This is a genomic window from Nocardioides sp. NPDC057767 (assembly GCF_042798275.1).
Lineage (GTDB): Bacteria > Actinomycetota > Actinomycetes > Propionibacteriales > Nocardioidaceae > Nocardioides.
Genome location: NZ_JBHVKJ010000009.1, coordinates 1 through 26,204 on the forward strand (window position 1 = coordinate 1; position 26,204 = coordinate 26,204).

The 26,204-nt window shown below is 69.6% G+C and carries 28 protein-coding genes; 4 read left to right on the forward strand and 24 right to left on the reverse strand.

What is annotated here, in order from left to right; all coding sequences use genetic code 11:
- The first annotated feature begins 87 nt into the window (after positions 1-87).
- Entirely contained in the window at positions 88-1,200 is a 1,113-nt protein-coding gene (locus ACFVDI_RS06650) for an LOG family protein (protein ID WP_378901872.1), read from the forward strand.
- Here the strand turns inward: ACFVDI_RS06650 and ACFVDI_RS06655 are convergent.
- The gene (locus ACFVDI_RS06655) at positions 1,175-2,335 is read right to left on the reverse strand and encodes a glycosyltransferase family 4 protein (protein ID WP_378901875.1); all 1,161 of its coding nucleotides are present in this window, start codon (positions 2,333-2,335) and stop codon (positions 1,175-1,177) included. The two genes, ACFVDI_RS06650 and ACFVDI_RS06655, sit on opposite strands and share 26 nt — an antisense overlap.
- 329 nt (positions 2,336-2,664) lie before the next feature.
- Here ACFVDI_RS06655 and ACFVDI_RS06660 point away from each other — a divergent pair, with 329 nt between their 5' ends.
- On the forward strand, positions 2,665-3,099 hold the full coding sequence (locus ACFVDI_RS06660; protein ID WP_378901878.1) for a hypothetical protein: 435 nt from the start codon (positions 2,665-2,667) through the stop codon (positions 3,097-3,099).
- A gap of 48 nt (positions 3,100-3,147) precedes the next feature.
- Here ACFVDI_RS06660 and rlmN read toward each other — a convergent pair whose 3' ends face one another.
- The 8 genes from rlmN to rpsB all read right to left on the reverse strand — a co-directional run bounded on the left by rlmN (position 3,148) and on the right by rpsB (position 9,670).
- Positions 3,148-4,266, reverse strand: coding sequence for a 23S rRNA (adenine(2503)-C(2))-methyltransferase RlmN (gene rlmN / locus ACFVDI_RS06665; RefSeq protein ID WP_378902127.1), 1,119 nt, complete (start codon positions 4,264-4,266; stop codon positions 3,148-3,150).
- Between the two features lie 121 nt (positions 4,267-4,387).
- Positions 4,388-4,786, reverse strand: a complete 399-nt coding sequence (locus tag ACFVDI_RS06670) for a hypothetical protein (RefSeq protein ID WP_378901881.1) — start codon at positions 4,784-4,786, stop codon at positions 4,388-4,390.
- 77 nt (positions 4,787-4,863) lie between these two features.
- On the reverse strand, positions 4,864-5,367 hold the full coding sequence (locus ACFVDI_RS06675; protein ID WP_378901884.1) for a histidine phosphatase family protein: 504 nt from the start codon (positions 5,365-5,367) through the stop codon (positions 4,864-4,866).
- Between the two features lie 14 nt (positions 5,368-5,381).
- Positions 5,382-6,275: a phosphatidate cytidylyltransferase gene (locus ACFVDI_RS06680; RefSeq protein ID WP_378901887.1), complete on the reverse strand. Its 894-nt coding sequence runs from the start codon at positions 6,273-6,275 to the stop codon at positions 5,382-5,384.
- Positions 6,276-6,448: 173 nt separating this feature from the next.
- The gene (gene frr, locus ACFVDI_RS06685; protein ID WP_378902130.1) at positions 6,449-7,003 is read right to left on the reverse strand and encodes a ribosome recycling factor; all 555 of its coding nucleotides are present in this window, start codon (positions 7,001-7,003) and stop codon (positions 6,449-6,451) included.
- Between the two features lie 63 nt (positions 7,004-7,066).
- Complete coding sequence (gene pyrH, locus ACFVDI_RS06690; RefSeq protein WP_328531688.1) at positions 7,067-7,780, reverse strand: UMP kinase; 714 nt, start codon at positions 7,778-7,780, stop codon at positions 7,067-7,069.
- A gap of 167 nt (positions 7,781-7,947) precedes the next feature.
- A complete protein-coding gene (tsf, locus tag ACFVDI_RS06695; RefSeq protein ID WP_378901890.1) occupies positions 7,948-8,757 on the reverse strand; it encodes a translation elongation factor Ts in 810 nt (269 codons plus the stop codon).
- Between the two features lie 49 nt (positions 8,758-8,806).
- On the reverse strand, positions 8,807-9,670 hold the full coding sequence (gene rpsB / locus ACFVDI_RS06700; protein ID WP_328531690.1) for a 30S ribosomal protein S2: 864 nt from the start codon (positions 9,668-9,670) through the stop codon (positions 8,807-8,809).
- A gap of 422 nt (positions 9,671-10,092) precedes the next feature.
- Between rpsB and ACFVDI_RS06705 the strand changes: the two genes are divergently transcribed.
- Positions 10,093-10,716, forward strand: coding sequence for a murein hydrolase activator EnvC family protein (locus ACFVDI_RS06705; protein ID WP_378901893.1), 624 nt, complete (start codon positions 10,093-10,095; stop codon positions 10,714-10,716).
- 152 nt (positions 10,717-10,868) lie between these two features.
- Here ACFVDI_RS06705 and ACFVDI_RS06710 read toward each other — a convergent pair whose 3' ends face one another.
- From ACFVDI_RS06710 to rplS, 8 genes are all read right to left on the reverse strand, one after another.
- Positions 10,869-11,831, reverse strand: a complete 963-nt coding sequence (locus ACFVDI_RS06710) for a tyrosine recombinase XerC (protein ID WP_378901896.1) — start codon at positions 11,829-11,831, stop codon at positions 10,869-10,871.
- Positions 11,832-11,860: 29 nt separating this feature from the next.
- Positions 11,861-13,033 (reverse strand): DNA-processing protein DprA, encoded by a 1,173-nt coding sequence (locus ACFVDI_RS06715; protein ID WP_378901899.1) that lies wholly within the window; start codon positions 13,031-13,033, stop codon positions 11,861-11,863.
- Positions 13,030-14,613, reverse strand: coding sequence for a YifB family Mg chelatase-like AAA ATPase (locus ACFVDI_RS06720; RefSeq protein ID WP_378901901.1), 1,584 nt, complete (start codon positions 14,611-14,613; stop codon positions 13,030-13,032). The genes ACFVDI_RS06715 and ACFVDI_RS06720 overlap by 4 nt, the downstream gene beginning before the upstream one ends.
- The gene (locus tag ACFVDI_RS06725) at positions 14,613-14,978 is read right to left on the reverse strand and encodes a YraN family protein (RefSeq protein ID WP_378901903.1); all 366 of its coding nucleotides are present in this window, start codon (positions 14,976-14,978) and stop codon (positions 14,613-14,615) included. Before ACFVDI_RS06725 ends, ACFVDI_RS06720 begins: the two co-directional genes overlap by 1 nt.
- A 140-nt stretch (positions 14,979-15,118) precedes the next feature.
- Complete coding sequence (locus ACFVDI_RS06730) at positions 15,119-15,427, reverse strand: DUF2469 domain-containing protein (protein WP_045550889.1); 309 nt, start codon at positions 15,425-15,427, stop codon at positions 15,119-15,121.
- Positions 15,428-15,429: 2 nt separating this feature from the next.
- The gene (locus tag ACFVDI_RS06735; RefSeq protein ID WP_378901906.1) at positions 15,430-16,122 is read right to left on the reverse strand and encodes a ribonuclease HII; all 693 of its coding nucleotides are present in this window, start codon (positions 16,120-16,122) and stop codon (positions 15,430-15,432) included.
- Entirely contained in the window at positions 16,119-17,072 is a 954-nt protein-coding gene (gene lepB, locus ACFVDI_RS06740; protein WP_378901909.1) for a signal peptidase I, read from the reverse strand. Before lepB ends, ACFVDI_RS06735 begins: the two co-directional genes overlap by 4 nt.
- A gap of 138 nt (positions 17,073-17,210) precedes the next feature.
- Positions 17,211-17,561 (reverse strand): 50S ribosomal protein L19, encoded by a 351-nt coding sequence (gene rplS / locus ACFVDI_RS06745; RefSeq protein WP_008363321.1) that lies wholly within the window; start codon positions 17,559-17,561, stop codon positions 17,211-17,213.
- A 288-nt stretch (positions 17,562-17,849) separates the two neighbouring features.
- On the opposite strand from rplS, the gene ACFVDI_RS06750 reads away from it, so the two are divergent.
- Positions 17,850-19,061 (forward strand): Fic family protein, encoded by a 1,212-nt coding sequence (locus tag ACFVDI_RS06750; protein ID WP_378901913.1) that lies wholly within the window; start codon positions 17,850-17,852, stop codon positions 19,059-19,061.
- Positions 19,062-19,219: 158 nt separating this feature from the next.
- Here ACFVDI_RS06750 and ACFVDI_RS06755 read toward each other — a convergent pair whose 3' ends face one another.
- The 7 genes from ACFVDI_RS06755 to ACFVDI_RS06785 form a co-directional block, all read right to left on the reverse strand.
- Positions 19,220-20,479: an ammonium transporter gene (locus ACFVDI_RS06755; protein ID WP_378901916.1), complete on the reverse strand. Its 1,260-nt coding sequence runs from the start codon at positions 20,477-20,479 to the stop codon at positions 19,220-19,222.
- 133 nt (positions 20,480-20,612) lie between these two features.
- On the reverse strand, positions 20,613-21,770 hold the full coding sequence (trmD, locus tag ACFVDI_RS06760; RefSeq protein ID WP_378901919.1) for a tRNA (guanosine(37)-N1)-methyltransferase TrmD: 1,158 nt from the start codon (positions 21,768-21,770) through the stop codon (positions 20,613-20,615).
- Positions 21,767-22,336 carry a ribosome maturation factor RimM gene (gene rimM / locus ACFVDI_RS06765; RefSeq protein WP_378901922.1) on the reverse strand — a complete coding sequence of 190 codons (570 nt, stop codon included), beginning with the start codon at positions 22,334-22,336 and terminating at the stop codon, positions 21,767-21,769. Before rimM ends, trmD begins: the two co-directional genes overlap by 4 nt.
- A gap of 129 nt (positions 22,337-22,465) precedes the next feature.
- Positions 22,466-22,714, reverse strand: coding sequence for an RNA-binding protein (locus tag ACFVDI_RS06770; RefSeq protein ID WP_378901925.1), 249 nt, complete (start codon positions 22,712-22,714; stop codon positions 22,466-22,468).
- 5 nt (positions 22,715-22,719) lie between these two features.
- Positions 22,720-23,202, reverse strand: a complete 483-nt coding sequence (rpsP, locus tag ACFVDI_RS06775; protein ID WP_378901928.1) for a 30S ribosomal protein S16 — start codon at positions 23,200-23,202, stop codon at positions 22,720-22,722.
- A gap of 163 nt (positions 23,203-23,365) precedes the next feature.
- Positions 23,366-24,439 carry an amidohydrolase family protein gene (locus tag ACFVDI_RS06780; protein WP_378901931.1) on the reverse strand — a complete coding sequence of 358 codons (1,074 nt, stop codon included), beginning with the start codon at positions 24,437-24,439 and terminating at the stop codon, positions 23,366-23,368.
- A 31-nt stretch (positions 24,440-24,470) separates the two neighbouring features.
- Entirely contained in the window at positions 24,471-26,186 is a 1,716-nt protein-coding gene (locus ACFVDI_RS06785; RefSeq protein ID WP_378901934.1) for an FHA domain-containing protein, read from the reverse strand.
- Between the last annotated feature and the right edge of the window lie 18 nt (positions 26,187-26,204).

The window sequence follows — 26,204 nt, forward strand, 5'->3', positions numbered from 1 at the left end:
GTGTATAAGAGACAGCGTCATGACGAGCCGACTCGGCGGTGAATCCCGTCAGTTCGTGCCGACTCGACAGAGGCTAGGTTTGCTTCCATGAAGCATCACCGGGGACGGCACGTCGACATCGAGTCCGTCGCGGAGCTGGACGGGCACGTGGCCGCCGGGGCGGGCAGTCTGAAGGGATGGCGGCTGCGGGCGCTGGATCTGAGCTCGCGCTCGGCCACGCTGCGCGAGACCGAGCTCGCCGGGGCGACGTTCCTCGGGTGCACGTTCGCCCCGGGGGACGTCGACTACGCCGAGAACGAGGGTGCACTGGTCATGCCGGTGATCCCGGAGGCACCGGTCGACGTCTACCGCTCCCGGCTCTACACGCCCGAGGAGCTCTACGACGACCCGATCTACGCCCGGAGCCTGGACGCGAAGGCGTACGCCTGGCTGCAACAGCCGCTCGATGCCGACGACGAGCTCGCGATGACCCTGCACGACCACGCGATCGACGCCGCTCTGGAGGCGTGGGTGCGCGCCCGACGCGACGAAGGGACGCGGATCGTCGGCGTGATGGGCGGGCACGCGCTGCAGCGGGGCGAGGAGGCGTACGCGACCGCAGCCCGCCTGGCCCAGCACCTGGCGAGCCGCCACGTGGTTGCCACCGGCGGCGGCCCCGGGGCGATGGAGGCCGCCAACCTGGGCGCCTTCCTCGCCGGGGCACCGAAGACCGCCCTGGAGGACGCGCTCGAGTCGCTGGCCGCGGTGCCGTCGTTCCGCCCCTCGATCAGGGCCTGGGCGCAGGTGGCCCTCGGCGTACGCAACCGGGTGGAGGGCAGGCCCGTACGGTCATTGGGGATCCCGACGTGGCACTACGGCCACGAGCCGCCCAACGTGTTCGCAGGCGCGATCGCGAAGTACTTCCGCAACGCCACCCGCGAGGCGGTGCTGCTGGAGGTCTGCGACGGCGGGATCGTCTTCCTGCCGGGCGCCGGGGGCACCGTGCAGGAGGTCTTCCAGGACGCCTGCGAGAACTACTACGCCGACACCAGCGCGGTCGCGCCGATGGTGCTGGTCGGGCGACGCTACTGGACCGAGGAGCTGCCCGTCTGGCCGCTCCTGCAGGCCCTCGCTCGTGGCCGCGCGATGGAGGACCACGTCCACCTCGTCGACACCGCCGAGGAGGTCCTCGAGGTCATCGCAGCTGGCGTGACCGGATGACGTCGCGGTAGTGGTCGACGAGGGCCGCGTTCACCGCACCCCAGGACTTGTGCGCGACGCTCTTGCGGGCCTCACGCCCCATCCGCAGCCGCAGCTGGGGGTCGTTGTGAAGCAGCGCGACATGGGAGCCGAGGTCGTCACGGCTGCCGGGCTCGTAGAAGAACCCGGTGACGCCGTCGGCGACCAGGTCCAGCGGCCCGCCGGAGCGTGGCGCCACCACGGGGACGCCGGAGGCGAGCGCCTCTTGGACCGCCTGGCAGAACGTCTCGTGGGAGCCGGTGTGCACGAACACGTCGAGCGAGGCGTACGCAGCGCCCAGCTCCTCCCCCTGCAGCACGCCCAGGAAGGTCGCCTTCGGGAGCAGCTGGCGCAGCTCACGCTCCTGGGGACCACCGCCCACGAGCACGACCCGGTACGCCGGGTTGCGCGCGAGCGCGGTCAGCAGGTGCAGCTCCTTCTCCTGGGCCAGGCGGCCGACGTACCCGACGATCGTCTCGCCGTTGGGCGCGAGCCGGGCGCGCAGGTCATGATCGACCCGGCTCGGGTGGAACAGCTCGACGTCGACGCCGCGCGGCCACAGACCGGTGCGCTGGACGCCGAGGCCCTCGAGCTGGGTGAGGGCCGAGGAGCTCGGCGCCAGGGTGCGGTCGGCGGCCGAGTGGGCCTGCCGGGTGAGCATCGCTGCCGCCTGCGGGCCACCGACCGCCTTGTACTTGTCCCAGAAGCCCACCAGGTCGGTCTGGTAGATCGCCACGCTCGGGATGCCGAGCTCCTTGGCCACCAGCACGGCCTGCCGACCGAGCAACGCGGGCGAGGCGACGTGGATGACGTCGGGGGCGAACCGGCGCATCACCGCGCGCAGCTTGCGCCGCGTCTCGAGACCGACGCGGAAGTCCTTGTAGACCCAGAACGTCGCGCCCCGGGTCCGGGTCACCGGGAACCCGGCATACTCGGTGGGTCCGGTGGGGGCGACGACCTCGACGGTGTGACCGTCGACGGCGAGATGCTCCAGGACGCGGCGTACGGAGTTCGTCACTCCGTTGACCTGCGGGAGGAACGACTCCGTGACGATGAGGACACGGAGCGGCTCCGAGTTGGCGGCGACCATCGGGACCCGATCGAGGCTGATGCTCATGTTTCTGATCGTGAGCGTCCTCCGGCAACGTGATCCCCGACTTGGTTGACGTGTCGGTGAACCTACCGTGGCCAGAACTCGGTGCCGGACGACAGATAGTCCAGGCGGTGTCATCAGCGGAAACGCTGCGTGACTCTCAGAAATCTGTCATCGCACCATCGTCGTCGACAGAAGCCGGTGAGCCCTCGTTCCTAGGCTCGCGACGTGCTGCGCGCGGCATCGTGAAGGGGGACGTACGCGGGCCGGGCCATTCGGGCCGGTCCGCGTACGTGGTGCCGATCGGCCGCGAGGGGTTGCCGTCCGCTCGCCCGTCTTGCCACGATCGCGGCATGACCACCGACGAGGAGCACATCCGGCCAGAAGGCGTCGACGACCTCACCGTCGAGGCGCTCGGCACCATCAGCGAGGCACTCGAAGCGATCGAGATCGCTCGCGGTCATCTGTACGCGCTGCATCGCATCACCGGCACGGCCGACCTCACTCTCGGCAAGGGCGTCCAGCAGCTGCGCGAGGCCGGCCACAGCGAGCTGGCGGACACGTTCGAGCGCGAGCTCGTGGGACGCAACGTGCTCTACGGCAGGTGGACGTTTCAGATCGTCGAGGAGTACGACGACGGCTACTACGCCACCTTCAAGCGGCTGGAGAAGGAGGCACGCGACACCCTCGTCGAGGGCAAGCGACACCTCTACGAGTCGGAGATGAAGGAAGCCCGCCGCACCCGAGGTCGCGACGGGCACGAACAACGGCCCGAACCAGAGGCCTGAGCCGGCCGATCGTGCAGTCCTCGTTGCGCGAGGACACGGCCCCAGCGGCTACTCGGCGGCGGCGAGCTGGCCGCAGGCACCGTCGATCTCGCGGCCGCGGGTGTCGCGGACGGTCGTGGAGATGCCCTTGGCCTCCAGGCGGCGTACGAACTCACGCTCGTCGGCCGGGTCTGACGCGGTCCACTTCGAGCCGGGGGTCGGGTTGAGCGGGATCAGGTTGACGTGGACCCAGCCCCAGTCGCCGTAGCCGTTCAGGACGTCGGCGAGGAGGTCGGCGCGCCAGGCCTGGTCGTTGATGCCGCGCATCATCGCGTACTCGATGGAGACGCGGCGCTTCGTGACGCGCGCGTAGTTCCAGGCGGCCTCGACGGTCTCGGCGACCGAGAAGCGGGTGTTGATCGGGACCAGCTCGTTGCGCAGCTCGTCGTCGGGCGCGTGCAGCGAGAGGGCGAGGGTCACCGGGATGCCCTCCTCGGTGAGCTGCTTGATCCTCGGGACCAGGCCGACCGTCGAGACGGTCACGTGGCGGGCGGAGAGGCCCAGGCCTTCGGGGGCGGGCGAGGTGAGGCGGCGTACGGCACCCATGAGCGCCTTGTAGTTGGCCATCGGCTCCCCCATGCCCATGAAGACCACGTTGGAGAGGCGGCCGGGACCGCCGGGGATCTCGCCGCTGGCCATCTGCCGCGCGGCGACGACGACCTGGTGGACGATCTCGGCGGTCGACATGTTGCGCTCGAGGCCGCCCTGGCCGGTGGCGCAGAACGGGCAGGCCATGCCGCAGCCGGCCTGGGAGGAGATGCAGACGGTGGCGCGGTCGGTGTAGCGCATCAGCACCGACTCGACCAAGGCGCCGTCGAAGAGCTTCCACAGCGTCTTGCGGGTGGTGCCCTTGTCGGCCTCCTGCTGACGGATCGGCGTCATCAGGTCGGGCAGGAACGTGTTGACGAGTTCTTCGCGCTGATTCGCCGGAAGATCGGTCATCTTGGCCGGGTCGTCGACCAGCCGCTCGAAGTAGTGCACCGAGAGCTGCTTGGCGCGGAAGCCCGGCAGTCCGGCCTCCTTCGCCGCGTCCTGTCGGCCGGCCAGGTCGAGGTCGGCCAGGTGGCGCGGCGGCTTTCCGCGACCCTTGGGCGGCGCCATCACCAACGGCAGGCGGCGCCCTTCCATCGCGGCGGCCTCTGCCTCGGGGCTGTGCGGGGCAGGTACGGTCACTGGGTCGGGCTCGGTCACCCCTCCAGTGTCCCACCGGGGTGCGGGGTAGGGCGAAACCTCGATCCGGCCCGACCGGTCAGCCCGTCTTGAGCAGGATCCAGAACACCAGCGCGCCGACGCCGACCACGACCAGCACGGTCAGGATGATCCCCAGCCAGACGAACTGGGCCAGACGGCGGGTCTTGCGCGGGATCAGCAGCGCCAGCGGCACGAGCAGGGTCAGCGCCACCCACGGGAACAGCTCCTCGGCCCGCTCCTGGCCGACGACCCAGGTCAGCAGGGCACCCCAGGTGCCGGGAACCAGGATCGCGTAGGCCAGGCCGAGATAGAACCCGACCAGAGCGGCGACGGTCGGGTGCGAGTCGTGCAGCCACGCCCACAGCCCACCGGACCCCGAGGACTCCTCCTCCGGGCCGTGATCAGCCTCGACTTCTGGATCGGGGTCCACGTCGAGGTCCGCGGGACGCTGGGTCACTCTTCAACCGTAGCGCCGAACCCAGCCCGTCTTTGGTAAAGAATCGCTGCCGTGGCGAACTCGGCGACCCCACGCGATCAGACGTCGACGGTGAACACGTCCGGGAAGCCGAGGCCCCGCCACCGGACGAGGTCCGGCGGCGCGCCGGTGAGGTCGCTCGCCAGGACGGTCCACGCGGTGCCGTGGCCGACGAGCACGACGTCCTCGCTCGCGTGGGCCGAGAGGATCCCGGAGACCGCCTTGGTCACACGGGTCCGGCACTCGGCAAGCGGCTCCCAGCCGTCGTACGCAGCCACGGCAGGTTCCGCGAAGGCGCGCTCGACCGTGGCCTCGAAGTCATCGATCCAGTCGGCACCACGGCGGTGCTCGCACAGCGCGTCGACCACGCCGACCTCACCGTCGGTGAGCAGCTGGGCGGTCTGCCGCGCCTTGGGCTCGGACGAGGAATACCACGCCGCCCCGGCCGGGAGACGGTCACGCAGAGCCCAGACGTCGTCGAAACCGGCCGGATCGAGCTCCCAGTGCTCCGCGGCGACGCCGCGGACCTGGAGGGGTCGGCCATGGCGTACGAGGTGGAGCATCAGAAGTAACCCCCTCAGAAAACCGCGTAGTGGAGGATCAGCCAGACCGGCGCGACGGTCGCCAGGAGCGAGTCGAGGCGGTCCATCAGGCCGCCGTGGCCGGGGATGATCTGGCTCATGTCCTTGATGCCGAGGTCGCGCTTGATCACCGACTCGACCAGGTCGCCGAGGACTGCCATCACGCAGGCAACCACGCCCAGCGCGACACCGACCCACCAGGATCCGTCGAGCAGCCACACGACCAGGCCGACGCCGGTCGCGACGGTGAAGACCACCGAGCCGGCGAAACCCTCCCAGGACTTCTTCGGCGAGATCACCGGCGCCATCGGGTGTCGGCCGAAGAGGACCCCGGCGACGTAGCCACCGATGTCGGACATGATCGTGAGCAGGACCCAGACGATGATGCCGCGTACGCCGTCGTCCGAGAGCCCGCCCGAGGTCCAGCCGCCGCCCTCGCCGAGCATGAGCGCGACGAAGGATCCCAGGAACGGCAGGTAGAACAGCGTGAGTACGGACGCTGCCGACGTACGCACGTAACCCTCGACCCCACGACGCAGCACCCACAGCATGATCACCAGAGCGGTGACCGCCGTGGCCGTCACCAGCGCGTCGGAGCCCAGGAAGTAGGCGACCAGGACCATCACCGTGCCGCCGATCATCAGCGGCTGCTCGGGGACGTCCATGTCCTTGGCCATGAGACCTCGGTGGAGCTCCCAGGTGGCCGCGACGACACAGCCGACGACGATCAGCATGAACGCCGTCTTCACGAACATCAGGCTGAGCGCGATGGCAACCAGCAGGACGACCGCCGAACCGATCGCAGCGGGCAGGTTGCGGCCGGCGCGGCCGTAGTCCTTCTTCGGTGGCTCGGAGGCTGATGAGGAAGGAGACGGCGGCGTCTGGCTCACAAGGGATTCCTTCATGCTCAGGTCTTTCTTCTGGATCCCGACCGCGCCGCTTGTGGGGCTCGCTACGTCGCTGACTGGATCTCGACACGCGGTCGCCGCTTCGCAAGCTCAGCGGCGCGCTCGCTCGATCTCTTCGCGTTGTGACCCTGCGACTCCGTCGCAGGGTCACAGGCTCAGACCTCGAGCAGCTCGGCTTCCTTGGACTTGAGCAGGTCGTCGATCGCGTCGGTGTGCTTCTTGGTGAGGCTGTCGAGGCGCTTCTCGGCGCCGGTGACGTCGTCCTTGCTCGCCTCGCCGTCCTTCTCGAGCTTCTCCAGACGCTGCTTGGCCTTCTGGCGCACCTGGCGCACCGAGACGCGGCCCTGCTCGGCCTTCTCCTTGGCGAGCTTGATGTATTCCTTGCGGCGCTCCTCGGTCAGCTCGGGGAAGACCGCACGCAGGATCTTGCCGTCGTTGGACGGGTTGACGCCGAGGTCGGAGTCGCGGATCGCCTTCTCGACGTTGGCCATCGCGCCGATGTCGAACGGGGCGATGTTGATGATCCGCGGCTCGGGGCTGGTGAAGGAGGCGAGCTGCTGGATCGGTGTCGGGGTGCCGTAGTAGTCGACCAGGATCTTGTTGAACATCTGCGGGGTGGCCCGGCCGGCGCGGATGGTGGCGAAGTCCTCACGCGTTGAGTCCACCGACTTCGCCATCTTGCTGTCGGCCTCGTTGAGGATGTCGTTGATCACCAGATGCTCCTGTGCGCTCGAAAGTGTTGTGGGTGTGGGGTGGCGTGTGGCTCGCGCCGCTCAGCCGGCGGTGACGAGCGTACCGATCTTCTCACCCTGGACGATGCGGTAGATCGCACCCTCGTCCTCAGCGCCGTAGACCACGATCGGCATCTTGTTCTCCATGCAGAGGGCGAACGCGGTGGCGTCGGCGATCTTGAGCTGCTTCTGCAGCGCCTCGCCGAAGGTGAGCTCATCGTACTTCGTCGCCGTCGGGTCCTTCTTCGGGTCGGCGGTGTAGATGCCGTCGACGCCGTTCTTGGCCATCAGGACGACCTCGGCGTGGACCTCCAGGGCCCGCTGGGCGGCGACGGTGTCGGTGGAGAAGAAGGGCATCCCGGAGCCGGCGCCGAAGATCACGACGCGACCCTTCTCGAGGTGCCGCATGGCCTTGCGCGGGATGTAGGGCTCGGCGACCTGGCCCATCGTGATCGCGGTCTGCACCCGGGTGTCGACGCCTTCCTTCTCGAGGAAGTCCTGCAGGGCCAGGCAGTTCATGACCGTGCCGAGCATGCCCATGTAGTCGGCGCGCGACCGGTCCATGCCGGCCTGCTGCAGCTCGGCGCCACGGAAGAAGTTGCCGCCACCGACGACGATCGCGACCTGCACGCCAGAGGCGGCGACGGCCGCGATCTCCTTGGCGATCGAGGCGACCACGATGGGGTCGACGCCGACCTCGCCACCGCCGAAGTTCTCTCCGGACAGCTTGATCAGGATGCGCTGGTAGCGGGTCATGCCGTGGCCTTTCCTCGGGCGACGTCTTGCGGGGTGGTGCCGGTGGGGGTGGCGTGCGAAAGGGCCGGTCCGATGATCACCATTCGGTTCATCGGACCGGCCCTTTCGTCGTACGTTGCTGCTCAACCTAACTGATCACGCCTCGCGGCGCGGGAATCAGGCTCGGTTCAGGCGCCGACGTCGAAGCGGGCGAACTGCTTCACCTGCGTGTTGGCGGCGTCGAGGACCTGCTTGACGGACTTCTTCGACTCGAAGACCGACTCCTGGTCGAGCAGGACGATCTCCTTGAAGAACGCCTTGATGCGACCCTCGACGATCTTGGCGACGGCAGCCTCGGGCTTGCCCTCCTCGAGCGTCTTCTTGGTGAGGACGTCCTTCTCGGCGTCGACCACGTCGGCCGGCACCTCGTCGGAGGTGAGGTACTGCGCCTTGAGCGCGGCAGCCTGCTGGGCGGCCTGCTTCGCGGCCGCCTCGTCACCCTCGTAGGCGACCAGGACGCCGAGGCTCGGCGGCAGGTCGGAGGCCTTCTTGTGCAGGTAGACCGTGGTCTCACCCTCGAAGTAGGCGACCTGGCCGAGCTCGATCTTCTCGCCGATGGTGCGGGCGAGCTCCTCGACGGTCTCGCCGACGGTCTTGTCGCCGAGCGAGACGGCCTTGAGGGCCTCGAGGTCGTTGATCTTGTTGGCGTCGGCGGCGTCGGCGATCTGCTGGGCAGCGGCGACGAAGCCCTCGTTCTTGGCGACGAAGTCGGTCTCCGAGAGGAGGCTGACCAGCGCGTTGCCGGAGGCGGCGACGAGGCCGGCCGAGGTGGTGCGCTCCGCGGCGCGGGCAGCAGCCTTGGCCGTGCCCTTGACGCGAAGGATCTCGACAGCCTTGTCGAAGTTGCCGTCAGCCTCGTCGAGCGCCTTCTTGCAGTCCATCATGCCGGCCTGGGTCAGCTCACGGAGCTTCTTGACGTCGGCAGCGGTGTAAGCCATGTGTGTCTTCCTCTGACTTGTTAAGTGGCTCTTGGGTGGACGATGAGGCTCAGGCCTCGGCCGGGGCCTCGGGGGTTTCGGCGGGGGTCTCCTCGGCGGCCTCAGCAGCCGGGGTCTCCTCGGCCTTGGTCTCCTCGGCGGCCGGGGTCGCGAGGAGCTCGCGCTCCCACTCGGCCAGGGGCTCCTCGGCGGTGGCGCCCTCGGTGCCCTCGGTCTTGCCACCGGAGCGGGCGATGAGGCCCTCGGCGACGGCGTCGGCGACCACGCGGGTCAGCAGGCCGACCGCGCGGATGGCGTCGTCGTTGCCCGGGATCGGGAAGTCGACCTCGTCGGGGTCGCAGTTGGTGTCCAGGATGCCGACGATCGGGATCCGGAGCTTGCGAGCCTCCTCGACGGCGAGGTGCTCCTTCTTGGTGTCGACGATCCACACGGCGGACGGGGTGCGACCCATCTCGCGGATGCCGCCCAGGGTCTTCTCGAGCTTGTCACGCTCCCGCTTCATCTGCAGGAGCTCCTTCTTCGTGCGGCCCGAGCCGGCGACGTCGTCGAAGTTGACCTCGTCGAGCTCCTTGAGGCGGTTGATCCGCTGGTGCACGGTCTGGAAGTTGGTGAGCATGCCGCCCAGCCAGCGCTGGTTGACGTAGGGCATCCCGACGCGCGTCGCCTGCTCGGCGATGGCCTCCTGGGCCTGCTTCTTGGTGCCCACGAACATGATCGTGCCGCCCTTGGCCACGGTCTCCTTGATGAAGGCGTAGCTGCGGTCGATGTAGGCCAGCGACTGCTGCAGGTCGATGATGTAGATGCCGTTGCGGTCCGTGAGGATGAACCGCTTCATCTTCGGGTTCCAGCGACGGGTCTGGTGTCCGAAGTGGACGCCGCTCTCGAGGAGCTGGCGCATGGTCACGACTGCCATGATGTTTTTTCTCCTAGGTGGTGGCCCGCGTGTGCACCGCTGGTGGCTCGACCTTGCGTTTCTCGAGGTCGGGCGGGTGTCGGCGCGAGCCGGTCGGTTTTCAGTTTCGCGCCCATCGGTGGTGATGGGCCCTGACGCCTGCACGCGGTCCGACCTGAGCGTGATGCTCGGGACTGAGGGCCGCGCCCGCGGGCGACCGGCGTCTCGGAGCGAGACACCGTCGCGGTCTGCTGGCGTGCGAAGTCAGCCCACAGGGGGCTGCCGGTCCAAGACTAGCCGTCGACGGGGGTCTCGGGCCAATCCCGCGCGGCTGGCTCCTTCGCGGGCCGATCGGTGTCCACAGGGGCATCTCGGGACGGGGTTGTCCACAGGACGTACGAAGCCCGTTGTGCGGGTCCTCGTCCCGGGGTTGTCTGCTCGTCATGACCTCGTTCTGCCTCACCGACCGGGCCCGCGCCCTCGTCGCGGCCCTGTTCCTCGTCGTCCTCATCGCCCCCGCAGGCCCAGCCCTCGCAACGCCACGTGTCGAGGTGGCGCCGCCAGGCGCCTCGCTGGGTGGGGCTGGGGGTCACGGCGAGGGTCCGAGTCCGGTCGGAGGGGCTGAGGAGGTGCCTCAGGGCGAATGGCCGCTGGCTCCCCGGCCGGAGGTGGTCCGTCGCTTCGACCCGCCGGACGCTCCGTGGGGTGCGGGGCATCGCGGCGTGGATCTGGCGGGGCCACCGGGGGCGATCGTGCGCACGGCGATGGCCGGAACGGTCGCCTTCGTCGGAGTGATCGCCGGGAAGCCGGTGGTGAGCGTCGACCACGGAGCGACCCGGACCACCTACGAGCCCGTGGCAGCCACCGTGACCGAGGGCGACCCGGTCGCGGCCGGTGCTCCCCTCGGGCGGCTCGGCATCGCCGGGTCCCACTGCTTCCCCGCAGCCTGTCTGCACTGGGGATGGATCCGCAACGCGGACGAGGTCTACCTCGACCCGCTGCTGCTCGTCGACACACCGCGGCCGGTGAGGCTCCTCCCCCTCTGGCGCGGCGACCCGATCCGATAGACGCGACCACCGGGCCGGGCACCCGCCGAATCGGTAGCTGTGGCGACCGAGTGGTGAGTTGTGGACGATGAAAGTCGAGTTTCGCCGCCCACAACTCACTTCTCGGCCGCCATTTCTGCAATCTCGGCCGACACGGCTGACGCCTCGGCGGGTCAGGCGCGGGGGTGGGCCTGGCGGTACGCCTTGCGGAGCCGGTCGCTGCTCACGTGGGTGTAGATCTGAGTGGTGGCGAGGCTGGCGTGGCCGAGGAGCTCTTGGACCGAGCGGAGGTCGGCGCCGCCCTCGAGGAGATGGGTGGCGGTGCTGTGGCGCAGTCCGTGGGGACCGAGGTCGGGGGCGCCGGGGACATCGACGAGGCGGCGGTGGACGAGGGTGCGTACGGCGCGCTGGTCGAGGCGGCCTCCACGTGCGCCGAGGAACAGAGCCGGACCGGAGGACTCGGTGATCAGCTGAGGACGGCCGCGGACGACCCAGCGATCCAGCGCCCGGGCCGCGGGGCCACCGAAGGGCACCATCCGTTCCTTGCGTCCCTTGCCGAGCACCCGGACGACCCGGCGTTCGTAGTCGACGTCGTCCAGGTCGAGGCCGACGAGCTCACCTACCCGGGAGCCGGTCGCATAGAGCATCTCCAGGACCGCGATGTCGCGCATCCCGACCGCGGTGCCGTCCTCGGCGGCCGCGATCGCTGCGGCGATGAGGGACTCGACCTCGTCGGGGCGTAGTACGGGCGGAAGGGTCCGGTGCGCCTTGGGCGAACCGAGTGCCGCGCCGGCGTCGACCTGGGCCCGACCGGTCCGAACGAGCCAACCGCAGAAGACGCGGGCCGCGGTGGCCCTCCGGGCCAGGGTCGTACGTGAGTGGCCGGTGGTCTGCTGCTTGGCCAGCCAGCTGCGCAGCGTGCGCAGGTCGATCGCCTCCGGATCCGTGCGGCCCATGCGGCCGGCGTGGTCGAGCAGGCTGCGGACGTCGCCCAGATAGGCCCGGACCGTGTGGTCGGAGAGGCCGCGCTCGGCACTCAGGTGTCGTTCGTAGTCACCCAGGAGCGCGGCGTAGGCCTCGGAGAGCTCCGCTTCCGCGGACCCGCCCTCCGCGTCTGCCTCCGGATCAGCGCTCACCCGAGCCAGGATAGTTCTTGACGGTCGGCTCAGGTGCGAGCCGCGCCAGGAGCCAGCTGCCAGCCCTCGGGGAACCGCTCGGCCAGGCCGAGCGCTTCGAGCCGCGACAGGGCGGTGCCGGCTGTCTTCGGGTGCAGGCAGGCCGACCTCGCGATGTCGAGCTGTGAGGAGGGACTGCTCACCGGGACGGCATCGAGGACCTGCTTCTCGACCGAGGTGAGGGAGTCGCGGCGGCGGACGGGGCCTCGGGGCTCCACAGGGAGCGCTTCGCCCATGTCACCCACCAGCTCGCGTACGTCGAGACCGTCGGTCACGAGGACACCCCTGCCGCTGCGTACGAGGTCATGGGTGCCGACCGACGTCATCGCCCCGACCTGTCCCGGCACCGCCATCACCGGGGTGTTGATGCTGTAGGCCCAGTGGGAGGTGTTGAGGGAGCCGCTGCGCGCCGCCGCCTCGACGACCACGGTGCCCCGGGCGAGGGCCGCGATGATGCGGTTGCGGGAGAGGAATCGATAGCGCGTGACGGGAAACCCGGGCGCGATCTCGGAGATCACCGCTCCGCTCTCGGCGATCGCATCCAGCAGACGCCGGTTGCGCAGCGGGTAGGGAACGTCGACACCGCCCGCGAGCACCGCGACGGTGCTCCCCGGCGGGCCGGTGAGCGCGCCTCGGTGCGCCGCGGCGTCGATGCCGACCGCTGCCCCCGAGACGGTCACGAAGTCGTTGACCGCGAGGTCCGCGGCGATCCGTGCCGCCGCGTCGGCACCATAGGCGGTCGCATCCCGGGACCCGACGACGGCGACCGAGCGGTCGAGATCGCTGAGCAGGAGCGGCCCTCGCACCCACAGGCCCAGTGGCGTCCCGGTGCGGTGCTGGAGCGGCTCCTGCCCGGCGAGCCGCTCGACCTGGGTGGGCCACTCCTCGTCGCCGGGGATGACGTAGCGGAAGCCGGCGTTGGTCGCCCGCTCCAGGTCGCGGTCGGGGTGGATCTGGGACAACCGCATCCTCGCCTCGAGCCCGTCGTCGCCGAGCTCGGGATCCTCCTCGGCGAAGCGCCGGTAGACCTCGGTCGCGGTGGATCCGACCATGCAGGTGTCGAGCAGCGGGGTGCCGGGCTCGACCAGCTGGGTCAGCGCGATCCTGGCCAGACGCTCGCGCTCGAGGTCGGTGATGGTCGGTGCGACCGGCGCCGCGGTCATGCCGACCTCCCCTCGATCGCCGAGACGGTGAGTGAACCGCCGCCGCGCAGCGCGAGCGCGGTCTCGGTCTCGGTGACCCCCGGCCAGTCGACGCCGGCGAGGTCGGCCACCGTCCACGCCAGGCGATGCACACGCACCGCACCGCGTCTGGTCAGGGCACCGGAGAAGATCCGTGAGTCGATGAGCGCCTCGGCCGCGGGCGGCAGCGGCCAGTTGTCGCGCAGCGCGATCCCGCTGGCCTGGCCGTTGAGCCGCCACCCGAAGTCGGCGTAGCGCTCGCGTTGGCGGCGCCTGGCCGCCGTGACCCGTTCGCGGATGTCGGCGCTGGTCTCCGACCCCCAGGGGTCGTGGTTCTGCTCGGACATCGGCCGAAGCGTGCGGATGATGTCGATGCGGTCGGTGATCGGTCCGGAGACCTTGCGGTCGTAGGCCTGGCGCTCGTTGGACCGGCAGATGCAGCCGTCCTTGGTGATCGAGGCGTCGTAGTTGCCGCACGGGCACGGGTTCGCGGCGAGCACGACGAGCGCACGTGCCGGGAGCGTCACCGACTCCTCCCCCCGGGAGACGGTGATGTCGCCGCTCTCCAGCGGCTCGCGCAGGCACTCGATGACGTCGCTCTTGAACAGCGGGAACTCGTCGAGGAAGAGGACGCCGGCATGGGAGAGCGAGACCTGGCCCGGACGGACCCGGCCGCTGCCGCCGCCGACGATGCCGGGTTTCGAGGCGTCGTGGTGGGGCGCCGAGAACGGCGGCCGGACCAGCAGTCCCCGGTCGACGTCGAGCACCCCGGCCAGCGACTGGACCGCCATCACCTCGAGCGACTCCTCGCGGGACAGGTCGGGCAGGATCGTCGGGATCCGCTCGGCGATCGACGTCTTCCCGCAGCCCTTGGGTCCCTTGAGCAGCAGGTGATGCCCACCGGCGGCGGCGACCTCGACGGCGAAGCGGGTCTCCGGCATGCCGCGGAGGTCGGACATGTCCATGTCGTCCAGCCTCCGGTCGCCGCGCCAGCCGAGCAGGCTGCCGCCGGTGCCGGTCGCCACCGGCGGCGCGTCGGGCACCGGCTCGCCACGCAGCTCTGCCACCACCTGGCCGAGCGACCGGAACCCGAGGATCTCCATCCCCGGCACCATCCGCGCCTCGGCCACCTGCGGCTCCGGGACCACGACCCGGGCGATCCCGGCGTGAGAGGCGGCGAGCACCATCGGAAGCACCCCTGAGGTCGGCCGCAGCCCGCCGTCCAGGGCGAGCTCGCCGATGAAGACCGTGCGCTCCAGCCCGGTCGTCTCGATCTCACCGCCGGCCGCGAGGATCGCCAACGCCATCGCCAGGTCGTAGTGCGACCCGCCCTTGCGCAGGTCGGCCGGCGAAAGCAGCACGGTGATCCGCTTGGTCGCAGGCCATTCGAGGTCGGAGTTGATGATCGCCATCCGCACCCGGTCGCGCCCCTCGGCCAGCACGCTGTCGGCGCGGCCGACCAGCGTCACCCCCACCAGACCCGGCGAGACGTCGGCCTGCACGTCGACCAGGTGACCGACCGCGCCGCGAAGTGCGACGCCATGAGCTCGCGCGTATCCCATCACAGGCCCCTGACATGCTCGACCAGCGCCGATCCGCGGGGTGCGTGCATCACCGCGACGAGATCGATCCGGATCCCCGGAGCTCGCACGCCGTGCTGCTGCAGCCAGGTGATCGCGAGCCGTTTCAACCGGTCGAGCTTGGTCTTGTCGACCGCCTCGTGCGGGGTGCCGCAGCCGTCATGGCTGCGGGTCTTCACCTCGCAGACGACCAGGGTGTCGCCCTCGCGGAGGACCAGGTCGATCTCTCCGTCGTCACACCTCCAGTTGCGGTCGAGCAGCGTCATGCCTGCCTCGACCAGATGCCTCTCGGCGACCGATTCGCCGTAGTTTCCCAGCGCGATCCGCGCCGGTGCCGTTGAACTCATCGTGGACCTCCTGCCCTTCGGCTTCGAGGTCCAGACTCATCGCGAGCACCGACAATCCGGGCTGGTTCCGGAGCGGCTGGGGATAACCCAGGATCGAGATCGCCCTGTGGACGGCAACTGGCCCGCAGAGCCGTGCGCCGTCAGTCCAGCGGCTGGTCGATGTCGGTCGGGTTGAGCGTCTCGACGTTGACGTCCTTGAAGGTGAGCACCTTGACCGCCTTCGCGAACCGCGCCGGCCGGTACATGTCCCACACCCAGACGTCGTTCATCGACACCTCGAAGTAGACGTCCCCCGAGTCCGTACGCGCCCGCACGTCGACCTGGTTGCACAGATAGAAGCGGCGATCGGTCTCGACGACGTACTTGAAGATGCCGACCACGTCGCGATACTCGCGGTAGAGGGTCAGCTCCATCTCGGTCTCGTACTTCTCGAGATCCTCCGCACTCATGATCAGGACTCTAAGACCAACGCCGGCGAAGTGCCGGGAAGACTCCACGAGCGGCGGTGATATGCCGAGGGACCGAGTCGTTCGAGCGCGGCGATGTGGGCGGGCGCGGAGTAGCCCTTGTTGTCGGCCCACGCATACTCGGGAAACTCCGAGTGCAGCGCGATCATCAGCGCGTCGCGCGAGGTCTTCGCCAGGATCGAGGCGGCGGCGACGGCCGCGCACTTCATGTCGGCCTTGATCATCGTCGTCACCGGCGGGACCTCGACCTCCTCCACCATCGCGGAGACCTCACCGAACAGCCCCTCCTGCACGGGCGGGGTCAGATAGTTGTGGTTGCCGTCAAGGAGCAGCGCGTCGGGACGTACGTCCAGGGCGCCGAGCGCGCGCTGACCGGCCAGCCGCATCGCAGCCATGATCCCGACCTCGTCGATCTCCGAGGCCAGCGCGTGGCCGACGGCCGAGTCGACGGCCCAGCGGCGCACCTTCGGTGCGAGCATCTCCCGGGCCTCGGGCGTGAGCAGCTTGGAGTCGCGTACGCCCTGCGGTGCTGTGCGCGTCGCCTCCGAGATCACCACGATCCCGATCGAGACCGGCCCGCAGAGCGCGCCTCGCCCCACCTCGTCGACGGCACCGAGATGGGTGATGCCGTCGCGCAGCATGGACCGCTCGACACGCAGGGTAGGCGCGGTGCTCACTGTGACGGCACGCCCTCGAAGCTCTCGGGCCGGTGGATCCACTTCGCCCGGTCGATCGGCCAGCCCAGGGCGACGACCTTGCCGACCACGTTGTCCTCCGGCACCCACGGCACCAGCGCGCAGTCGGTCTCGTTGGCCGTGCACATGTGTACGGTCGAGTCGGCCGAGTTGGCCCGGTTGTCGCCCATCACGAACAGCGATCCATCCGGGACCGGACCGACCTCCCAGTGCCGGGTGCCGGGCATCGGCCCGAAGCACTCGCCCTCCTTGTTGGGGCGGCCGCACTTGGTCTCGGAGGGCCGCGCGTACGGCTCGTCGATCGGGACGCCGTTGACGATCAGCCGGCCCTGCTTGTCGCAGCACTCGATGACGTCGCCGGGGACTCCGATGACACGCTTCACCAGGTGGCCGCCCTCGGGGTAGAGACCGATGACCGCGAGGCTCTTGCCGATGATGTTGTCGGGACCGGCCGAATCGTCGGCCCCGAGCCAGGAGCCGGGGTCGGAGAAGACCACGACGTCACCACGCTGAGGCGTGCCGGAGAGCCAGTAGGACGGCTTCTCGACGAGCACCCGGTCGTCGGTGGCCACCGAGGGACCGCCCTGCAGGCCGGGCTCCATGGACTCGGAGGGGATGTAGAAGGCCTGCACGAACAGCGCCTTCACGACGACCGCCACCAGCACGGCGAGCACGACCAGGACGATGCCCTCCTGCCAGGCCGACAGGCGCGGCTTGTGCTCCTCCTCGTGGGCCGGCGGGGCCTGGCGCGGCGCCGGGCGCGGACCGTTGCCCGGATGGTTGCCCGGATGGTTGCCCGGGCCCGCCTGCGCGGCGGACCAACGCGGAGCCTGGGGGGAAGACGAGAACGACCGCGATCCCCCCATGTCGGGCCCGTCCCAGCGGGCCTGGGGCCCGACGCCGACGGAAGGATCGCGGTCGTTCGAAGTCACGCGGTGAGTCTAGAGAGTTCCTCCACAACGAGCCTCATCGACTCGCAATGCTCAGGAAACCCTCAGACCTCCGAGGCTCGCGCCTCGGTCTGGGGCAGATCGGGCGTCGCTTCGCTCCGCCGATCGAACCCCAGCCGCTCACGCCTCGCGGCGCTCCTTGATCTTCGCCTTCTTGCCGCGCAGGTTGCGCAGGTAGTAGAGCTTCGCGCGACGGACGTCACCACGGGTGACGACCTCGATCTGCTCGAAGATCGGGGAGTGCAGCGGGAAGGTGCGCTCGACACCCACGCCGAAGGAGACCTTGCGGACGGTGAAGGTGCGGCCGATGCCGGAACCGTGGATGCGGATCACGACGCCCTGGAAGACCTGGACGCGGGACCGGTTGCCCTCGACGACCTTCACGTGCACCTTGACGGTGTCACCGGCGCGGAACTCCGGCAGGTCATCGCGCTTGGAGGCGTTGCCGACCTCAGCGAGTACGTTGCTCATCATCTCTCCTCACGCTCGCCACAGGCCGATCGCGGTCATCAGTGCCCTGGTCAGGGCGATCTTCGGCGGTGGTCCAGACACGCTGGCCGGCGGCGCACGGTTCCCCCTGTGGCAGGAGCCCGTCGCGACACCTCCGGGTGTCTTCTTCGGAGCGTGCCTCGGCCGACTGGACCGGCCCACAAGTCTGCCACAGCGCCACGGACCGCCAGGAATCGAGACGACCGGCGAGCAGCCGCGCGGAGCTCGCAGACGTACGCAGCAGCTGGGCGCCCGTGCAAGGATTCCCCCGTGACCGACAGCGACTGGCCGCCGCACACCTACGTGACGCGCCCCTACCGGCAGCGGATCCCGCGCGGGCCGCGCGCGGACAGGTTGCTCCGCGAGGTCACCGTGGCGTTGCCGCCCCACATCGCCGACCTCGACCTGGCACTCGAGCGCCCGGTGGCGGCGATGACGACGGCCAGCGCCGGAGCGCTTCGACACCTCGATCTGGTCCACGGCCGGACGATGGACGGGCTCAACCACCTACAGCTGCGCACCGAGGCGATCGACTCCTCCAAGATCGAGCACGTCGAGGCCAGCCTGGCCGACTACGGGCGAGCTCTGCTCGGCATCGGCGCCAACTCCTCGGCGACCTCGATGGCGTCCGCGACCCAGGCGATGCAGCGACTGATCAGCGAGGCCGACACCACCCGCAAGATCACCTCCGACGCGATCCTGCGCGCCCACCGGGACCTGTTCGCACGGCACCCCGACGAGGCGGCCAACGCCGGCAGGTTCCGCGTCGTGCAGAACTGGGTCGGCGGCTCCGACTACGCGCCCCGTGACACCCTCCACGTGCCGCCACCACCGGAGACCGTGGTCGACTACATCGAGGACCTGGTCGCCTTCGCGAACCGCGACGACCTCTCCCCCGTCGCCCAGGCGGCCATCGTGCACGCCCAGTTCGAGTCGATCCATCCCTTCATCGACGGCAACGGCCGCATCGGTCGGGCGCTCATCCACGCCGTGCTCCGACGACGCCGTGCCTCCCGCCACCTGGCCGTCCCGATCGCCTCCGCCCTCGTCGCCCACCGCGACCGCTACTTTGCCGCCCTCAACGACTACCGGGCCGGAACGGCGTCCACGATCATCGCCATGCTCGCGGCCTCGACGACCATCGCGACGACGGAGTCCTGGAAGACGGCCGAGACGCTGGAGAGCATTCGGGGAGCCTGGGGCGAGGCGGCCGGCGGCCCTCGACCGGGGTCTGCTGCGTACCGTCTTCTCGACCTTCTCACCGAGGAGCCCATCCTCAACGCCGAGCTCGTGACCGAGCAGCTGGGGATCGAGAATGCCGACGGGACGATCGAGGGTCTCGAACAGGCCGGGGTCCTCACCCGTGCCAAGCGCACCCGCCGATCCCCCGTGTGGCTCGCGCCGGCGGTGCTGGCCGAGGTCGAGGACCTCAGCGCCCGCATCCAGCACCAGGCCAGGCAGCTGCCCTACGGGCCCCGCTGAGGGCCTGTTGGTCCAGCAAGGTATGCAGCCGAGACAACACATCCCGCGCGGAGCTCCGCCAGGGATGTGTGAGTTCGCCTGCATACCTTGACGAACATCCCCGTACGCAGCGAGGCCCGCCCCGGCGAACCGGGACGGGCCTCGTCGAACCTGAGAGGTCAGCCGACCTCTTGGTAGCCGGGCTCGTGGATGGCGAGGTCGATACCGGCGACCTCGTCCTCCTCCTTGGCGCGGAAACCGATGGTCTTCTCGATCGCCATGCCGACGACGTAGGCGACGACGAACGCGAAGGTGATCACGGCCAGCGAGGAGCCGAGCTGCTTGATGAGCTGGTCGAAACCGCCACCGAAGAAGAGGCCGGCGCCGCCGACCTGGGCGAAGAAGCCGAGGTAGACACAGCCGATGAAACCGGCGACCAGGTGGATGCCGACCACGTCGAGGGTGTCGTCGAAACCGAGCTTCCACTTCAGCTCGACGGCGAGGCAGCAGACGACACCGACGAGGAGGCCGAGGAAGATCGCCCAGATCGGGGCGATGTGGGCACAGGCCGGGGTGATCGCGACCAGGCCGGCGACGACGCCGGAGGCGGCGCCGACAGCGGTGGACTTACCGTCCTTGAACTTCTCCACGATGATCCAGCCGATCAGACCCGCGGCCGGGGCGATCAGGGTGTTGAGGAAGATCAGCGTGGTCTGGCCCTGGGTGGTGCCCGGGACGCCGGTGTTGAAGCCGAACCAGCCGAACCAGAGGATCGCGGTGCCGATCAGGACCAGCGGTACGTTGTGAGCAGCCGTCTCCTCCTTGGAGAAGCCGACCTTGCGCTGACCGAGGACGAGCGCCAGGGCGAGCGCGGCCGCACCGGCGGCCTGGTGGACGATCGTGCCGCCGGCCCAGTCCAGGGCACCCCACTTGCCGATCCAGCCGATGTAGTCGCCGTCGGCGTTGAGGGCCCACACCCAGGCCTGGCCCGGGAAGTAGACGACGGTCGCCCAGATGCCGGCGAAGAGCAGCCACGGCCAGAACTTCGCGCGGTCGGCGATCGAACCCGAGATAAGCGCCACCGTGATGATGGCGAAGGAGCCACCGAAGGCGAGGCCGCCGAAGAAGTTGGTCGAGTCCTCGACCGCCGTGCCGTCGTCGAACTCCTTGACCAGGTCACCGAAGGCGCCGGTCAGACCGAAGTCCTGGAACGGGTTGCCGAAGTAGTTCGTGATGCCGGACTCGGAGATGGTTCCGATGCCGCTGAAGCCGTAGAGCACCCACAGCAGGGTGATCAGGCCGAGGGAGCCGAAGCTCAACATCATCATCGACACGACGCTCTTAGACTTCACGAGGCCGCCGTAGAAGAAGGCGAGGCCAGGAGTCATGAAGAGCACGAGCGCCGTGCACAGCAGCTGCCATGCAAGATCGGTAGTCATTCGTACCTCATAGGGTCGGGGTTCGGATCGCGTGAGCCGAGCACACGTTTCGCCGGATCTTGTCGAGCCCCCGTTTCGGTAACAAACTCTTTATGTTACAGACGCGTAACAGACTTCCGATGTGGGTGACTTGTTATCCAACTGCTCGCCTGGGTTTGGTGAGGATCACAGCGCCGGGCGGCGCGTCGAGGTCACGACGGAGCCTGAAACCGGCCTTCTTGTAGATCTTCTGGTTCCTCTCGCTCTTCGCCCCGGTGAAGAGCGCGAGGGTCGTGGCGCCGGCCGGAGCCACCGCCTGAATGTGGTCGAGCAGCTGCCGGCCGAGCCCTCGTCCGTGCATGTCCGGGGCGGTCATCAGCCGGCCGATCTCCCACACGTCGCCCTCGAGCCGGGCGCGGACCGAGCCGACCAGCCGTCCGGCGGAACGGACCACGTAGACGTCGTGCGTCTCCAGCGCGCGGACCGTGTCGTCGAGCGACTCGTGGAGCGGCGGGATCAGGACACCGGGGTTGTCGTGCATCTCCTGCACCCAGCAGGCGAGCTGCAGCGTGTGCAGCTCCGGCGCGTCGGCGCGGACGGCGGGAACGACCTCCCACTCCGTGGCTGCCTGGGACGCGTGGAGCAGGTCGGGGCGGCGTACAGAGGTTCTTTCCACGGCCTGCTGGTGACGCCACTCGGCGATGCGCTTGTGGTCACCGCTGAGCAGCACCTTCGGGACCTCGAGGTCGCGCCAGGAGGCCGGTTTCGTGTAGACCGGGTACTCCAGCAGGCCGTCCTCGTGGGACTCCTCCACGAGCGACTCGGCGTTGCCCATGAACCCGGGAAGCAGGCGTACGACGGCCTCCGTGATCGCCATCGCGGCGACCTCTCCCCCATTGAGCACGTAGTCGCCCAGGGAGATTTCACGGACCTCGGCACGCGTGGCGGCATGGTCGAGGACCCGCTGGTCGATGCCCTCGTAGCGGCCGAGCAGGAAGACCAGCCGGGTCCGGGTCGAGAGCTCGCGCGCGAGGCTCTGGGTGAACGGCTCACCGCTCGGCGTCGTCACGATCACGGTCGCGCCGTCGATCCCCAGCTCGTCGAAGGCCTCGCCGAACGGCTCCGGCTTCATCACCATGCCGGCTCCGCCGCCATAGGGGGTGTCGTCGACGGTGCGGTGCTTGTCATGTGTCCAGTCGCGTACGTCGTGGACGTGCATCTCCAACAGCCCGGACTCGATCGCCTTGCCCGGCAGGCTCAGCCGCAGCGGTGCCAGGTAGTCGGGGAAGATGGTGAGGTAGTCGAGCCTCACCTGGTCTCGTCCTCGTCCTCGGTGCTCTCGGGGAAGGGCGTGACCAGGCCGGGCCGGTCGGCGATGACGACCTTCTTCTCGGCGAGGTCGACGACCGGCACCAGCGCCTTCACGAACGGCACCAGCGCGTCGCGCCGGTCAGGGGTACGGATCGTCAGCAGGTCCTGCGCGCCGCCGTGGACCAGCGCCTTGACGGTGCCCAGCTCACGGCCCTCCTCGTCGAAGGCGGTCAGGCCGATGAGCTGGTGGTCGTAGTACTCGTCGGGGTCCTCGGGCGACTCTTCGGCCGGGACGTCGGCGAAGAGCAACGTTCCGCGGGCCGCCTCGGCCTCGTTGCGGTCGGTGATCTCCTCGAAGGCGACCTGGAGCACCTGCCCGTGCCAACGAGCGCCCTCCACGGTCAGCCGCTTCGCGGCGTACGTCGATCCTTTGGGGGGCTGCGTGCGCAGCACCGTCCCCTCGGCGAACCGCCTCTCGGGCTCGTCGGTGCGCACCTCGACAGTCACGAACCCTCGGATCCCATGCGGCTTGCCGATCCGTCCGACCAGCACCTCGATCAACTCCACGAGGTGAGCCTAGAGGGTCGCGTACATCGGGCCGAACTCCTCGGTGCGGGCCGCGGGGGACGGCTGTAACACGCAACGGGCGCCACCCCCGAAGGAGTGACGCCCGTTGTGAGTTGGTGCAGCCGGTGCTCAGCGACCGCCGTCGACGTCGACGTCGACGAAGTCGATCCGCGCGCCGCCCTTACCGGCCAGCGCGGAGATGACCGTGCGGAACGCGGTGGCGGTGCGGCCGCCGCGGCCGATCACCTTGCCGAGGTCGTCGGGGTGGACCCGGACCTCGAGGACGGAGCCGCGACGAAGCTGCTTGTCGCGCACGCTCACCTCGTCCGGGTTGTCGACGACTCCTCGGACGAGGTGCTCGAGAGCTTCGGCGAGCATGCTGCTCAGGCCTCGGCCTCGGCGGCCTTGGGCTCCTCGGCCGGGGTCTCCTCGGCCTTGGGCTCCTCGGCCTTCGGCTCCTCGGCCTTGGGCTCCTCGGCCTTCTTGGCGGACTTCTTGGTGACGGCCTCGGCACCGGCGGAGGCGTGCGCCTCGGCGAGAGCCTTGTTGAAGAGCTCCAGCTTGTCGGGCTTCGGCGGGGCGACCTTGAGGGTGCCCTCGGCGCCCGGGAGGCCCTTGAACTTCTGCCAGTCGCCGGTCACCTTGAGGATCGCCTCGAGAGCCGGGGTCGGCTGGGCGCCGACGCCGAGCCAGTACTGGGCGCGCTCGGAGTCGACCTGGATGAAGCTCGGCTCCTCCTTGGGACGGTAGAGACCGATCTCCTCGATGACAGCGCCGTCACGCTTCTTGCGGGAGTCGACGATGACGATGCGGTACTGCGGAACCCGGATCTTGCCCAGGCGCTTCAAGCGGATCTTGACAGCCACTGTTGGTGGTATTCCTTCGGAATCGAATATGGGTGAAGAGGCCCGTGTCGGTGTGGGGACACCCGTCAGGCAACTTCGGCGGGCACTGAGCGCCGGGTGAGAGGGTCCCTGCGCACAGGACACGCGGCTCAGTTTGCCAGAGGTCCCCGGCACCGGCGAAATCTCAGGCGTAGATCTTCCCCCGGAGTACGACGGCGGTCGGACGGCCGAGGACGGTGAGGTCGTCGAGGGGGTTGGTGTCGTAGACGACGAAGTCGGCCGGGTCACCCTCGGCGAGGCCGGGGTTGTGGCCGAGCCACTCCCGGGCGCGCCACGAGGCGGCGCCGAGGACGACATCGGCCGGGAGGCCGAGGCGGTGCATGGCGAGGACCTCCGTCGGAAGTACGCCGTGCAGCTGGTCCCCCGCGCCGTCGGAGCCGGCGAAGAGAGCGACCCCCGCCTCGTAGGCGCTCATGATCGTCTCGCGACGGCGGGCGTAGAGGTCCTCCATCGTGGCGGCGTACGTCGGAAACTTGGGCGCCGCGGCGGCGGCCAGACCGGGGAAGATCTCCAGCTGGGCCACGGTGGGGACCAGCGCGGTGCCCTGCTCGGCCATCGTCTCGACGAGATCCGGGGTCAGCCCGGTCCCGTGCTCGATGCAGTCGATCCCGGCCTCGATCAGGCCCGGCAGGACCTCGTGGCCGAAGCAGTGCGCGGTCACCCGGGCGTCATTGTCGTGGGCCACCTTGATCGCCTCGGCGAACGACTCGGCCGGGAAGGAAGGCTTCAGGTCTCCCTCGGCACGATCGATCCAGTCACCGACCAGCTTGACCCAGCCGTCGCCGGAGCGGGCCTGCCGCTCGACGGCCTCGGCGAGGCCGTCGGGCTCGACCTCGTCGGCGTAGTTGCGCATGTAGCGCTTCGTACGTCCGATGTGGCGGCCGGCGCGGATCAGCCGCGGCAGGTCGTCGCGGGACTGGACCCAGCGGGTGTCGGCGGCGCTCCCGGCATCGCGCAGGAGCAGGGCACCGGCGTCGCGGTCGGCGACGGCCTGGGCCTCGGCGGTCTCCTGGTCGACTGCGCCGTCCGGCCCCAGCCCGATGTGGCAGTGGGCGTCGACGAGGCCGGGGACGATCCAGCCGGACGCGCCGGTCTCCGCCCCCGACGGCCGCTCATAGGTGATGCGGCCGTCGAGGACGTAGAGGTCGCGCACCTCTCCGTCGGGAAGGACCGGGCCGGAGAAGCGCAGAGCAGTCATGTGACGCAGGCTACTAGCCTTGCTGCCGGGGTCACTTCCTCGCCGCGGACACGTCGACCCCGGCCGCCTCGAGGATCGGGAAGTGCTGGGCGAGCGGGATGACCTGGCCCGTGACGACGTTGTTCTCGTCCCAGCCGATGGAGGTCGGTACGCCGACGAGCTCACCGTCGTCGTTGACCGCGGCACCGCCGGAGTTGCCGCTGGAGATGCGGGCGGTGACGTCGAAGACGGCCCGCTCCTCCCCCTCGAAGGAGAGGATCGTCGCCACGTTGCCCTCGGCGACGGTCGGCGGCTGGAAGAGCACGCCCTCCTTGTCCGCGAAGCTCTCCTTCGGCAGCATCGGGAAGCCGATCGTGGCGATGAAGTCGCCGCGGTCGACCGCGTCGGAGTTGCCGAGCGAGATCGTCGGCAGGTCCAGCGAGGACGGGTTCACCGGATTGCCCTCGCCGTCAGCGATGATCTGCACGACCGCACTGTCGACCTCGCCGTCGGACTCGATGACCTTGGCGACGTAGTCGGGCTCGCCGACCTTGTAGCCCTCGGCCGGGTCGGTCAGGTGGATGTTGACGAACTCGGGCGAGACCTCGCCCTTCGCGGCGTACTCCGGGATCTTCGCCGGGTCGGCGACATGGGCGTTGGTGAGGATCTTGCCGTCCTCGGTGACGATCGAGCCGGAGCCCATCGCGATGGTGTCCTCGGTCGGCGCGTAGGTGATCCAGACGGCGGCCCGCTGGGCGCTGTTGAGCTCGTCCTTGGTCAGGCTGTTGTCCTGGGCGGCCGGGTCGCCGCCGGGGACCACGAACATCGCCACGACGAGCCCGATGACCACGATCGCGGCCGCGGCCCCGATCCCACCCCACAGCAGGAGCTTGTTGCGGCGCTTGGCGGCTGCCCGGGCGACCTCGACCTCGGCCGCGTAGATCGGGATGACCTTGAGGATCTCGCCGGCCACCGGGTGCCCCAGGCGGATCTCGGTCTCCTCGTCGATCTCCTCCCGCGCCAGCGGCTTGCCCTTGAGGAACGAGCCGGTCTGGGAGGCGTTCTCGAAGGTCCAGCCGCCGGGCTTGGCGACCAGCCGGGCGTGCTGGCGCGAGACACCCTGGTCCTCCAGCACGACCGAGTTGTCGGCCGCGCGGCCGATGGTGACCGTGACCGGGTGGCGGAAGCGGTGCTCCTTGCCCTCGGCCACCAGCAGCAGGTCGGGTCCGGTCGGCGGGGTCGGCGGCTGCCCGGGGGCGGTCGGCCGCGCCATCCCGGGGGCGATCGTCATCTCCGAGATCCCGTCGTCGGCCGACGGAGCCGGGGGCGCGGGCGGCCGGTATCCGGGAGCAGCGGGGGCCGCTGCGGGCACACCCGCGGGCGGGGCCACGGTCGCGCCGGGCCCGGCAAAACCCGCCGGCGGAGGCGGAGGAGCCGGCGCCTGCGCCCGTGGAGCCCCGGCCGCCACCGGGGCGTCGTCGAGGGTGACGGTGATCGTCGAGCCCGGCCCCGCCGGTCCGAGCTGGACCTCGGTCGCCCCGGTCAACGGCACCTCGGTGACGCGGCTGCCAGAGACGTACGTCCCGCCGGCGGAGCCCACGTCGACCAGCTTCCACCCGGTGGGATCCGGGCGGAGCTCGGCGTGAGCACGCGAGACCGAGGAGGACGAGAGCACCACGTCGGCATCGATCGAGCGTCCGATACGGACGATCTTGTCGGGCGGGAAGCTGAGCGCACGTCCCGATACGTCTACGCGAAGCGTCTGCATGCACGAATCATGCACCGA